Consider the following 12,409-nt stretch of genomic DNA (forward strand, 5'->3'; position numbering starts at 1 on the left):
CGTGGAACGGATGGCCGGACCGGGCGTCTGGCTGTGACCCGGAAGTCAGATCCGCGATGCCGGCAGGGACACCCGACATGGAGGACGCCGACGACCGTGCCCCGCTCGACGTGCAGGGCATCCTGCGTCCCGGAGACACCTGCTGGCGGGTCGCCGAGGCCGGCCGCCTTTCGGTCCTCATGGAGAATGAGGCCTATTTTGACGCACTGATTTCGGCATTGGGAAAGGCCCGGCGGTCCGTTGTGGTGCTGGGCTGGCAGTTCGATCCCCGGACCCGACTGGATCCGGAAACCCGCGCCGGCGATCGCCAGGCCGAGGTGGGGCATCTTCTGCGGATGATGGTCAAGACCCGGCCCGACCTGGATGTCAGGCTGCTGATCTGGAAATCACCCCTGCTTATTGCCGCCTCCCAGGGCTTTTACCCCCACAAGGCCCAGGGCTGGTTCCGCAAGCGTATGGTCGAGTTTCGCCTCGATACGCCCGGGCCGCTCGGGGCGTGTCACCATCAGAAGGTTGTGGTCATCGACGATCGTGTCGCCTTCTGCGGCGGGGGCGACATCTCGGTGGATCGTTGGGACTCGGCAGCGCACAGTGATGATGACCCTCGCCGTTGCCAGCCGTCCGGCGTGATCTCGCCTCCGCGTCACGAGACCATGTGCGTGATGGATGGCCCGGCGGCTCTGGCGCTGGGCGACCTCGCCCGCGAACGCTGGTTTCGGGCCACCTGGGAGCGAACAGTGCCAGACCCGGTTGACAGCGACCCTTGGCCCGACGGCCTCGCGGTGGACTTCGTCAACACCCCGGTGGCAATTGCGCGAACAGAGCCGACCTATGGCGGCCGGGCCGGCGTTCAGGAAAATGAACGTCTTCATCTGGAAGCGATCCGGGGCGCTCGCCGCCTCATCTATATGGAAAATCAATACTTTACGTCGCCGGTAATCGCGGCGGCCCTGGCTGCAAGGCTGGACGAGCCGGACGGACCCGAGATCGTCCTCGTCTCGACCGGTCGCAGCCCCAGCTGGTTTGATCGCCTGACCATGGACACGGCGCGGGCCGAGGTGCTGTTCCGGCTGGAGTCGGCCGATCACCACGGGCGCTTTTTCGCCTTCAGCCCTCAGACGGCGGGGGGCCAGAGGATCATCGTCCACGCCAAGGTGACGGTGGTGGACGACCGGTTGCTGCGGATCGGCTCGACGAACCTGAACAACCGCTCTCTCGGTTTTGACACTGAATGCGACGTGGCCATCGCCCCGGAAACACCCGAGGGATATGCCTCCATCCGGCGCTTCCGGCACCGGACGATCGGTCATTTCGTCGGTGTGGATCCGGACGATTTCGCAGCAGCAGAGGCGATTCTCGGCTCCACGGGAGACGCCATCAGCCGCTTCGACACGGGGCGAATGAACGCCCTCGGGGCAACCCCGCCGTCGGTGGTCGAGCGGACCATCGCCGAGTACCAGCTTGGGGATCCCCGCTCCACGGCCGATGCGTTCCGGCCGTGGAAACGCCGGAACCGGTCACAGCGCCCTCAGCCGGGCGATGCGATCTCGAAATCGATCACCAGCGGCAGATGATCCGAGGCCATTCGCGACAGCGGTGAAAACGGTGCCCGCACCGCGGTCACCCGGATGTGCGGGCTAGCGAAGACGTGATCGATCCGGATCGCCGGAAAACCGGAGGGGAACGTCTTGATGGACGGGCGTAGTCCCAGAAGCCGCTGGCAGTCGGCATGGCGGCGCGTCAGGGTCTGATAGGGCCGCGTGATCGAGGTGGCGTTGAAGTCCCCTGCCAGAAGGGTCGGGCCCGCGCAGTCGGGGTGGCCCAGCCAGTCGTCGCCTGCCAGGGCTGCGGCTTGCAGGCGCTGCTCCCGTGGCACCAGGCCAAGATGGGTGGTCAGGACATTCAACTCCGTTCCCTCTGCGTCCAGTCGGACCCAAATGGCTCCCCGGGGTTCCAGCCCGGGAATGCCGCGGATAGTGGGCAGGGCACCGGCTCTTATCAGGCGTTCGGGATATCGTGTCAGAATGGCGTCGCCGTACTCCTCCGCCTCCACCATCATGGCCGGGTGGAAACGCACCGACATCGACAGGCCTTTCGCAATGACCCGGGCCTGGTCGACCCCACCGGTCCGGGCGCGACCGACGTCCAGCTCCTGCAGGCAGACGATGTCGGGTTCGAGGTCCGCGAGGACTCCGATAATCCGGGCGACGTCCAGCTGTTTGTCCATGCCGACACAGCGATGCACATTGTAGGTCACAAGACGCATGGAGGTCGGCTAGGGCATTTCGGTTGGGAAAGCGACCCTGCCGGGTGCTCAGATCTCGACCAGCCGGTCCGGGACCTCGTTGGCATTGCCTGGTGCGGGTGGGAAATGGTCAGCGAGCACATCACCGATCATGCCGATGGCCGTCTCGAAGCCCTCCACAGCCCGACGCCGGGCGAGGCCTTGGGTCAAGGCCTCGACCGCCCCGGCCCAGACCGCCTGGTCGACGCGCGAGTGGATGCCTTCGTCGGCGATCACCTCAACCTGACGATCGGCAAAGGCGGCGAAGATCAGAACGCCGGTTCGCTGGTCGGTGACATGCAGGCCATGGGCGAGGAACTGGTGCATGGCCGCCTGCCGCGTCCGGTGCCGACGGACCGCCCGGGGGGTCATCAGCCGGATCATCACCGGAATGCGCAAGACGGTATAGACGCCAATGAAGACTGCCCCCTGCACGACTGCATAGGCCCCAATGGCGTGTGCGACGGTCAGATCTCGGGCGGCCAGATGGGCGGCCTCCCAGCTGTCAGACAAGCCCGGGAACCAGGTGGCGTCGAAGCCCAGCGGGATCAGCAGCAGCGGAATCAGCAGGGCGGCGGCGGCGGCCCATGCGAGCGCGATGTCCCGATAGCTCGAGACCTGTCTGGCCAGGACGCAGAAGATCTCGCCGGAGGTGCGCGCCTCGGCGGTCGCAATGGCCGCTGCCACACGCGCGTGCTCTTCCGGCTTCAGTCGCATCACCATCCGCCTGACGCTCCGCCGCCGCCAAAACTGCCGCCTCCGCCCGAAAAGCCTCCGCCGCCAAAGCCCGATCCGCCGCCGGAACGGCCGCGGGTTGCGTGCGACAGGATTTCGGCTGCGCCCCACACCAGCACGGGATCGATGCCGCCCCTCGAGCGCCCGCCACGCCGGCCCTTGCGGCCCAGCCCGCGGAGCAGACTCAGGAACAGGAAGAGGAAGATCAGGATGATAACCAGCCCCGGAAACACCGGGACCTCCGCCGATGTCGGCTCGACCGCTGCGGCCCTCGCCTGCGCCTCGGCAGGATCCAGACGAAGCTGGGCGATTACGGCGTCGACCCCGGCCCCGATCCCGCGCGCATAGCCGCCCTCGCGGAACGGCGGCAGGACTTCGGTCTGGATGATCTGGTTCGACAGGGCGTCGGTCAGGACCGGCTCCAGCCCATAGCCGACCTCAAGTCGCACCTTGCGGTCATTGGGCGCGACGATCAGCAGGACCCCGCTATCATTGTCGGCGCCGCCAATGCCCCAGGCCCGGCCGAGCCGGTAGCCGTAGTCTTCGATCTCCAGACCCTGCAGACTGTCCAGTGTGACGACCACGAACTGATCGCCGGTCTCCGCTTCAAGCCCGGCCAGTTTGGTTGTCAGCTCGGCCTCGGTGTTCGGCAGGAGTATCTGTGCCTGATCGACCACCCGACCCGAAAGTGCAGGAAACTCTGGCTCCGCCGCCCGGGCTGGCCCCATCGCCCCGGCCATCAGGAAGACCGCGAGGGCCAACCTGAGTCCAACCGGGCGGGCTCTGCTCACCGGGCTGGCGGGGGCGAGCCGGGCTGCACGCCCGCAGCGCTGCCGCCGGCCGTTGGCGCGGGTGCCCCGTTCAGGTTGAACTCCACGCGCGGCGCGCTCTGTGCCTCGTCGGTGGCATTGAAGAGTTGCATCGCTTCTTCGCCCGCAAACGCTGTCTTTGCCCAAATAACCGTGGGGAAGGTCCGTAGCGACGTGTTGTAATCCCGCACCGCCTCATTGTAGTCGCGACGCGCGATCGTGATCCGGTTCTCCGTGCCCTCCAGTTGCGACTGCAGATTAAGGAAATTCTCGTTGGCCCGAAGCTGCGGATAGGCCTCCACCAGCACGCCCAGCGAGCGAACGCCTGCCGTGACCCGGCCCTGGGCGTTGACGAAGGCCTGTACCGCCGCCGGGTCGCTGAGCTGCCCGGTGGTCAGGGGCGTGGCAACGGCGGCATTCCGTGCCTCGATGACCTCCGTCAGGGTGGTCCGCTCCTGGATCCCTGCGGCCTGGACCGTGGCCACGAGGTTGGGGATGAGATCGGCGCGGCGCTGGTATTGGCTCTGCACGTCGGCCCACGCGGCCTCGGCGCGTTCCTGTTTGGTTGGAATGGTGTTGTAGCCACAGCCGGCAACGGACTGCGCCGCCAGAACCACCGTGACCAGCCCGGCGAGGCGGTATGCCCTGCGATCCATCTTTTCCCCCTCCATCCAGCGCGTCAGACCACGCTGTCTGCAGTGACTATCAGCGCTTCGTGACGGGCCTTCAAGCGTCCAGTCGCTCCGATTCGACGCCGGCAGAGCGACAGGCGGCAACATAGGTGTTGGCCAACAGGCAGGCGATCGTCATGGGGCCGATGCCGCCGGGGACAGGGGTGACCCCGCCCGCGACTGTTGTGGCTTCGCTGAAGGCCACGTCACCGACGACGCGGGTCTTGCCTTCAGCCGCCTTGACCGGATCGGCCGAGGGAACGCGATTGATGCCGACATCAATCACGGTCGCGCCGGGCTTGATCCAGTCGCCCCGGATCATCTCGGGTCGACCGACGGCGGCCACGAGAATATCGGCGCTTCGGCACAGAGCGGGCAGGTCACGGCTGCGCGAATGAGCCACGGTGACGGTGCAGTTCTCGGCCAGGAGCAACTGGGCCATCGGCTTGCCGACGATGTTGGAACGTCCGACGATCACAGCGTGCAGACCGGACAGGTCGCCCAGTGTCGCCTTGAGCAGCATCGTCGAGCCGAGTGGCGTACATGGCACGAGCCCGGGCAGTCCGACGGCCAGTCGCCCGGCGTTGACGACGTGAAATCCATCGACATCCTTGTCCGGATCAATGGCTCCCAGCACGGCGGAGGAATCAATCTGGGCCGGCAGGGGAAGCTGGACCAGAATGCCATGGATGCCCGGATCGGCGTTCAGTGTCTGCACCAGCGCCAACAGGTCTGTCTGGGTGGTCGTGTCTGCCAGGCGGTGCGTTTCCGAACGCATCCCCGCCCGCGTCGTCGTCTCGCCCTTGTTCCGGACATAGATCTGGCTGGCGGGATCATCGCCGACAATGACGACCGCCAGTCCGGGGCGGACGCCGTGGTCGTGTTCCAGCCGCATCGTCGCGGCGGTGATCCGCTCAACCAGCCCTGCGGCAAAGGCCTTTCCGTCGATGATGGTCGCGCGGGGGGCCGTATCGACCATGGGGCCTTCTTTCGTCAGGATTCGATCGGAGGGGCCGATTTACAGGTGTCGCGGTTCAGCGTCTATGTGGCTTCAGGAAACAGGGGACCGCGATGCGCCGTTCAAGCTTTGTGATGACTGTCAGCGCCCTGGCGCTGTTTGCGGCTGGTACGGCCGCGGCCCAGGATTCGTCCCTGCGAGTGGGTCAGACAATCGATGGCGAGCTGACGGCCGGGGATCGCCGTATCGACAGCGAGGACCTCGGCCAGTTCGTCTACGACACCTATGCGATCGAGGCCCTCGAAGGCCAGCGGCTGGAAGTCGTGATGCGGTCCGACGCCTTTGACGCCTATCTGGAGGTCTTCGAAGGCTCGGTAGCCGGCGATCCCATTGCGTCGGATGACGATAGCCTGGGTGAGGGCACAGACTCCCGGGTGAGATTCTCGACCGCCCGGGGAACCTACGTGATCCGCGCCCGCACCCTGGGCGGGCTCGAGGGGGGCGGCTATACGCTCACCGCAACCGATCGCGGGCCCGCGCCCCGCGCTCCCCGTCCGACGATGATACGGCTCGGCAGCGAGGTTAAGGGCGAGATCGATGCGCGCGATGCCGTCGACGAGGAGGGGCCGTCTGCGGCCTACAGTTACGACGCCTTCAGTTTCAGGGCACGTCAGGGCGACCGCCTCGCGATCGCCCTTGAGAGCGACGATTTCGATCCCATCGTACGGGTGGGACGGTCCGGGCGCGGGGGCGCGTTTGAGGAACTGGCCCAGAACGACGACTCGGGGGCCGGCGGTCTGAACTCCTACCTGGTCTTCACCGCGCCATCGGACGGTGAGTATCTGGTCCGGGCAGCACCGCTGGATGGAACATCCGAGGGGGCCTACAGCCTCAGTCTCTCCGAAGGTCCGCCGCCGCTGGTCTCGCGAGAGATCGCCATCGGCGACACGGTGACCGGGGCGCTGGACGCATCGGACGGCGGCAATCAGTCCGGCCAGCGCGCCGATGCCATGACCTTCAGCGCGACCGCGGGGCAACGGATCGTGGCGACCGTGACCTCGACGGCGTTCGACACCTACCTCGAGCTGTTCTCGGAGAATGGTGAAAGCGCCGGCGGCCGATACTCGGTCAGCACGGACGATGATGGGGCCGGAGAGGGGACGGACTCCCGGCTGAGCTACACCGTGCCGACGGATGGTCAGTACACGCTCGAGGTGCGGGCTTTCGCAGGCGACGGCGACGGGCCCTATACGCTGACGTTGAAAGAGGCGGCTCCCGAACCTGCCCCGGTCAGTCTTGCGTTCGGCACCCCCGTTCAGGGCGAGATCGTCGACTCCGATCCCCGTGACGGCGAGAATCGCGCCTTTGACGCCTACCGCTTCACCGGTGAAGCGGGCAACCGCATCCAGGTCATCATGCGATCCGGCGATTTCGATACCTACCTGCAGGTCGGAAGCCCTGACGGCGAGTTTTACGCCATGGCGAGCGATGACGACGGCCTCGGGGAAGGCACAGATTCACGGCTCAACTACACCCTGCCGTCGTCGGGAGAATTCATCCTGCGGGCTTCGCCGCTCTATGCAGACGCGGAGGGCCTCTATTCGCTGGAACTGATTGACCGCGGACCGCAACCGACACCGGGCAGCATTCTCGTCGGAGCCACGGCCCGGGGAACGCTGGGTGAGGACGATGCCATCGCCGAGGACGGTGCCTTCTATGATGCCTACCGCATCTCGGTGAAAGCCGGCGACAAGCTGCGCCTGACCATGGTCTCGAACGCCCTTGATGCCTTCATCGACATCGGTCGGGAAGACGAGACGGGTGTGTTTACCTCGGTGGTCTCGGACGATGACGGCCTGTCGGACACCCACGCCAAGGCGGACTGGGCCGTCGAGGAAGAGGGTGAATACGTCGTTCGTGCCCGCAGTTTCAGCCAGGGGCAGACGGGTGAATACGCCCTGACGATCGAACCCCGGGACTAGCGCTGCCTCGATTGTTCGAACGGGTCCCGGAGCGTTCGCCTCGGGACCCGTTTCGTTCTAAGGGTGAATCATGTCGGCGGCCGACCATGATTTGATCCTTGTTGGTGGCGGGCTGGCATCCAGCCTGATCGCATGGCGGCTGGCGATCGACCGGCCTGACCTGCGTGTGGCCGTGGTCGAACGGGACGGCCGACTGGGTGGAAAGCACACCTGGTCCTTCTTTGACGGTGACATCTCGACCGAGGATCGCCTCTGGCTTGAGCCGGCGACTCCCCACCGCTGGACCGGTGGATACGAGATCTATTTCCCCGGCCTCAGCCGCGCGCTTGCAACGCCCTACAACAGCATGACGTCCGACCGCCTGCATGAGGCGGTCGCGCCCTTGCTCGGTGATCGATTGATCACGGGGGAGGCGGTCGCCGTGGTGCCCGACGGCGTAACCCTGGCCGATCAGACGGTTCTGCGGGCGCGAGGGATCATCGACGCACGGGGACCGGCACCGACCCCGCATCTCGACCTTGGCTGGCAGTTGTTCCTCGGCCGGACAGTGCGGCTCACCGAACCCCACGGTCTGACCCGTCCCACCATCATGGACGCCACGGTGGCCCAAGGCGACGCCTACCGCTTCGTCTATCTGTTGCCCTTCGACGAGCGAACCGTTCTGGTCGAGGACACCTACTACGTGGATGGTCCCCGGCTGGATCGCGAGACGCTGCGCCGCCGGGTCGACGAGTACATTCGCTCGCGCGGGTGGACGGTCGAGGCCGTGGTCGAGGAGGAGGAGGGGGTCCTGCCGATCGCGCTCGATGGTGACATTGACGCCTTCTGGACCGAGGGTGCGCCGGTCGCACGCGCGGGGCTTTCGGCGGCGTTGTTTCACCCTACCACTGGCTACTCCCTGCTGGATGCTGTCGCCACGGCGCGGCTGATCGCAGCCGCCGACGACCTGTCCTCTGCGGGCTTGCGCGCCCTGATGGAGACGCGGTCGAAACAGGTCTGGGCCGAGCGGGCCTTTTACCGCCTGCTGGACCGGATGCTGTTCCGGGCGGCCGAGCCAAAGGATCGCTGGCGGGTCATGCGACGCTTCTACGGCTTGTCCGAACCGCTGGTGCGGCGCTTCTACGCAGGACGGAGTACGGCGCTGGACAAGGCGCGTATCCTGACCGGAAAACCGCCCGTACCCATTCATCGGGCGCTGCGACAACTCCGGGAAACAGGGCGAGGAAGAACCGCATGAGAGACCAGACGGCGAAACGGGCGGTGGTGATCGGAGCCGGCTTCGGCGGCATCGCCCTGGCCATCCGGCTGCAGCGCGCGGGTATCCAGACGACCCTGCTGGAGATGCGCGACAAGCCCGGTGGGCGCGCCTACGTCTGGAAGGAGCAGGGCTTCACCTTCGATGCGGGCCCGACGGTCATCACCGACCCCGACTGCCTGAAGGAGCTGTTCGACGGCACAGGGTCGCAGCTGAGCGACTATGTCGACCTGCTGCCGGTCGATCCCTTCTACCGGCTGTGCTGGGAGGACGGGGCGTCGTTCGACTACAACGACGACCAGGCGGCGATGGAGCGCCAGATGGCGGCCTTCAATCCCGATGACGTCGAGGGCTACAACAGGTTCCACGCCTATTCGGAGGAGCTCTATCAGGAGGGATACCTGAAGCTGGGGGCGGTGCCGTTCCAGTCGTTCGGATCCATGCTGCAGGCCGCGCCCGAGCTGATCCGGCTGGAGGCCTGGAACAGCGTCCACACCATGGTCGCACGCCACATCAAGGACCCGCACCTGCGCCAGGCCTTCAGCTTTCACACCCTGCTGGTCGGCGGCGACCCGTTCAAGACCAGCTCGGTCTACGGCCTGATCCACGCACTCGAGCGCCGCGGCGGCGTCTGGTTCGCGCGCGGCGGCACCAGCGCCCTGATCGGCGGCCTGGTGAAGTTCTTCCAGGATCTGGGCGGTGACTTCCGGCTGAACAGCCCGGTCGAACGCATCGAGACCGAAGGCGACCGCGCCACCGGCGTGACGCTGGCGGGCGGGGAGGTCATTCCGGCGGACATGGTGGCGTCCAACGCTGACGTGGTCGACACCTACGAGCGCCTGCTGGGCCTCACGCCGCGCGGCAAGTCCAAGGCCAAATCCCTGAAGTCCAAGCGGTTCTCCATGTCCCTGTTCGTGCTGCATTTCGGCACGTCCCAGCCCCAGCCCCAGCTGGCCCACCACACCATCTGTTTCGGAGCCCGCTATCGCGAGCTGATCTCCGAGATCTTCTCCGGCCCGACCCTGCCCGACGACTTCTCCCTGTACCTCCACGCCCCCTGCGCCACCGACCCGTCGATGGCCCCCGAGGGGATGAGCAGCCACTATGTCCTGTCGCCGGTGCCGCACCTGGGGGCCGCGGACATCGACTGGGACGTCAAGGGCCCGGAATACCGCGAGAAGATCATCGACTATCTGGAGGAGCGCTACATCCCGAACCTGCGGCGCGACCTGGTCACGACGCGGATCTGGACGCCCAAGGACTTCAAGACCGACCTCAACGCACACCTCGGGTCCGCCTTCTCACTGGAACCAATTCTGACCCAGAGCGCCTGGTTCCGGCCGCACAACCGCGACGATGTCATCCCGAACCTGTATATCGTCGGGGCCGGCACCCATCCGGGCGCAGGTATCCCTGGCGTGGTCGGATCTGCAAAAGCGACTGCCGGGCTCATGCTGGAACAGATCGCACACCCACGATGACCGCAGACGCCGTCCTCGCCGCCTCCAAGGCCTCGATCACCAAGGGGTCAAAGAGTTTTCGCTCGGCCTCCCGGCTGTTCGACCCGGCGGTGCGTGAGGACGCCTGGTTGCTCTACGCCTGGTGCCGCGCCTGTGACGACGAGATCGACGGCCAGGACCACGGCTTCGGCCATGAGGTCCTGACTCCCGAGGAACAGCGCCGCCGGCTGGCCCGTCTCTATGACATGACCCGTCGGGCGATGACCGGCGAGCCCATGCCGGATCCGACGTTCGCGGCCTTCCAGCGCGTGGCCCTGCGCCACCGGCTGCCGGAACGCTGGGCGCTGGACATGATCGACGGGTTCGCCATGGACGTCGAACACCGGGACTACCGCACCCTTGATGACGTGATGGCCTATTGCTGGCACGTGGCCGGGGTTGTCGGTGTCATGATGGCGCGGGTCATGGGGGTGTCGGACCCCGAAGTGCTGCGCCGGGCCCAGGATCTGGGTCTCGCCTTCCAGCTCACCAACATTGCCCGGGACGTGATTGAGGATGCCGAGGGCGGACGGGTCTATCTGCCGGCCGACTGGCTGGTTGAAGCGGGTCTCGCCCCGACGGCTGCGGCAGTTGCGGACCCGGCGAACCGCCTGCAGGTCCATGCGGTCACCCAACGACTGCTGGCCGTGGCCGAACCCTATTACGACAGCGCCCGTGACGGTCTGAGGGGGCTGCCTTTCCGCTCCGCCATGGCCATTGCCGCCGCTCGCGGTGTCTATCGCGAAATTGGGCGCAAGGTTCGACGCCGGGGTCCCGGGGTCTGGCGCAGCCGTGTCTCGGTCGGACGGGGAATGAAGCTGTGGTTGTTCGGGCGGGGCGCGCTGATCGCCATCTGGACCCGGACGCTGGACCGGGGCAGGGCGGCCGCGCCCCGTGCCCCGATGTGGACGCGGATCTAGACGCGCGATCCCGGACTGGAGTCCGGGCTCCCGGTGGCCAGCGTCGCGCGCCTGATCTCGGGAAGCCGCCACCACGGCGTATTGGGCGACAGATGATGCTCGTGGTGCAGACCGAAGTGGAAGGAGGTCAACAGCGACACCAGCCACGGCATCGGGATGGTGCGGGCATTGTGATGGTCGGCAAAGTCCGCGCCCGAACGGCCATGGCGATGCGGCAGCCAGGTCCCGAAGACAAACAGCTGCAGGGCGCTGAGGCTCGCAGGGACGGCCCAGAACAGGATCAGATTGGCGACGCGGGCTCCCAGCAGGAGATAGGCGATCAGTACCGCCGTCACCAGGCTGAACTCCCTCCAGCCGAAATAGCGGGTGAAGAAGCCGAAAAACCACGGGCGAAAGGCATCGGGCCGCTCCGCGTGGAAGTCGGGATCGGCGGCGCTTCCCGGAGCCCGGTGATGCTGGTGATGGGCCACGTTCATGGTGCGGAACGAAAAGGCGGCATAGGCCCCCAGACAGATCTGGCCGATGATGCCGTTCAGGCGGGGACGACCGGGGGCGAGCGACCCGTGCATGGCGTCATGCGCGATGATGAACATGCCGGCACCCAGCCAGCTCTGGGTCAGGATCATCAGAGGGACGATCGCGAGGACGGGGCCATCCAGGGGCTGGAAAAAGATGCCCCACACATGCAGGGCCAGCCACCCGCCCATAATCAGGCCGGCGAGCGTGAGTCCGATCGCGGTCTGGCGGGCAACGCTCACTCGACGGTCTGATCCACAAGGCCGGTTCGTTCGGCCCGGCGGGCCCTCAGAATGGCGTTCAGCCGATGCGGATCGGGCGCAAAGACGAAGCCGAATGACACCGCCCCGTCCCTGGTCTGGACTGCGTGATGCAGTTTGTGCGCCTGCACCAGACGCCGGGCGTAGCCATTCTTCGGCATCCAGTGGAACGGCCAGCGCTGGTGCACCAGACCGTCGTGCACGAAGGCATAGACTACGCCGTACAGGGTGACCCCCAGCGCCACGGCCCGTACCCACCACAGGCCGGTCAGCCAGGCGATCACGAAAAGGCCGGTTCCGACCACAGCTCCCACGACACCGTACAGGTCATTGACCTCGAAGGTCTTGTCGTGCGGCTCGTGGTGATCCCGGTGCCAGCCCCAGCCCAGCGGCCCATGCATGATGTAGCGGTGCGTCAGCCAGGCCACGCCTTCCATCGCGAGGAAGACAGCCAGCGTCAGCAGGGTGAACCACAGGGGGAGCATGCCACCACTCTAGCCCTCCGCCGTCCCACTCGCCA

12 protein-coding genes are annotated in these 12,409 nt (G+C 66.5%); 5 read left to right on the top strand and 7 right to left on the bottom strand.

Annotation, left to right across the window (positions count from 1 at the left end; genetic code table 11):
- The first annotated feature begins 77 nt into the window (after positions 1-77).
- Positions 78-1,574, top strand: a complete 1,497-nt coding sequence (locus tag SJY26_RS09645; RefSeq protein ID WP_396592841.1) for a phospholipase D-like domain-containing protein — start codon at positions 78-80, stop codon at positions 1,572-1,574.
- On the opposite strand, the gene SJY26_RS09650 is transcribed toward SJY26_RS09645, so the two are convergent.
- The 5 genes from SJY26_RS09650 to SJY26_RS09670 form a co-directional block, all read right to left on the bottom strand.
- Positions 1,529-2,266 (bottom strand): endonuclease/exonuclease/phosphatase family protein, encoded by a 738-nt coding sequence (locus SJY26_RS09650; RefSeq protein WP_396592842.1) that lies wholly within the window; start codon positions 2,264-2,266, stop codon positions 1,529-1,531. The two genes, SJY26_RS09645 and SJY26_RS09650, sit on opposite strands and share 46 nt — an antisense overlap.
- Before the next feature lie 48 nt (positions 2,267-2,314).
- Positions 2,315-3,001: a TPM domain-containing protein gene (locus SJY26_RS09655; RefSeq protein WP_396592843.1), complete on the bottom strand. Its 687-nt coding sequence runs from the start codon at positions 2,999-3,001 to the stop codon at positions 2,315-2,317.
- Positions 3,001-3,780 (bottom strand): TPM domain-containing protein, encoded by a 780-nt coding sequence (locus SJY26_RS09660; RefSeq protein ID WP_396592844.1) that lies wholly within the window; start codon positions 3,778-3,780, stop codon positions 3,001-3,003. The genes SJY26_RS09655 and SJY26_RS09660 overlap by 1 nt, the downstream gene beginning before the upstream one ends.
- A gap of 26 nt (positions 3,781-3,806) precedes the next feature.
- On the bottom strand, positions 3,807-4,484 hold the full coding sequence (locus tag SJY26_RS09665) for a LemA family protein (protein ID WP_396592845.1): 678 nt from the start codon (positions 4,482-4,484) through the stop codon (positions 3,807-3,809).
- Positions 4,485-4,554: 70 nt separating this feature from the next.
- Positions 4,555-5,478: a bifunctional methylenetetrahydrofolate dehydrogenase/methenyltetrahydrofolate cyclohydrolase gene (locus SJY26_RS09670; RefSeq protein WP_396592846.1), complete on the bottom strand. Its 924-nt coding sequence runs from the start codon at positions 5,476-5,478 to the stop codon at positions 4,555-4,557.
- A gap of 113 nt (positions 5,479-5,591) precedes the next feature.
- On the opposite strand from SJY26_RS09670, the gene SJY26_RS09675 reads away from it, so the two are divergent.
- The 4 genes from SJY26_RS09675 to SJY26_RS09690 all read left to right on the top strand — a co-directional run bounded on the left by SJY26_RS09675 (position 5,592) and on the right by SJY26_RS09690 (position 11,113).
- Positions 5,592-7,439 (top strand): PPC domain-containing protein, encoded by a 1,848-nt coding sequence (locus SJY26_RS09675; protein WP_396592847.1) that lies wholly within the window; start codon positions 5,592-5,594, stop codon positions 7,437-7,439.
- Positions 7,440-7,509: 70 nt separating this feature from the next.
- The gene (crtY, locus tag SJY26_RS09680; RefSeq protein WP_396592848.1) at positions 7,510-8,676 is read left to right on the top strand and encodes a lycopene beta-cyclase CrtY; all 1,167 of its coding nucleotides are present in this window, start codon (positions 7,510-7,512) and stop codon (positions 8,674-8,676) included.
- Complete coding sequence (locus SJY26_RS09685) at positions 8,673-10,175, top strand: phytoene desaturase (RefSeq protein WP_396592849.1); 1,503 nt, start codon at positions 8,673-8,675, stop codon at positions 10,173-10,175. The genes crtY and SJY26_RS09685 overlap by 4 nt, the downstream gene beginning before the upstream one ends.
- The gene (locus SJY26_RS09690) at positions 10,172-11,113 is read left to right on the top strand and encodes a phytoene/squalene synthase family protein (protein WP_396592850.1); all 942 of its coding nucleotides are present in this window, start codon (positions 10,172-10,174) and stop codon (positions 11,111-11,113) included. Before SJY26_RS09685 ends, SJY26_RS09690 begins: the two co-directional genes overlap by 4 nt.
- Here the strand turns inward: SJY26_RS09690 and SJY26_RS09695 are convergent.
- Complete coding sequence (locus SJY26_RS09695; protein WP_396592851.1) at positions 11,110-11,871, bottom strand: fatty acid desaturase; 762 nt, start codon at positions 11,869-11,871, stop codon at positions 11,110-11,112. The two genes, SJY26_RS09690 and SJY26_RS09695, sit on opposite strands and share 4 nt — an antisense overlap.
- Entirely contained in the window at positions 11,868-12,374 is a 507-nt protein-coding gene (locus SJY26_RS09700; protein ID WP_396592852.1) for a sterol desaturase family protein, read from the bottom strand. The genes SJY26_RS09695 and SJY26_RS09700 overlap by 4 nt, the downstream gene beginning before the upstream one ends.
- Positions 12,375-12,409: the final 35 nt, after the last annotated feature.

Source organism: Brevundimonas sp. R86498, assembly GCF_044598075.1.
GTDB lineage: Bacteria > Pseudomonadota > Alphaproteobacteria > Caulobacterales > Caulobacteraceae > Brevundimonas.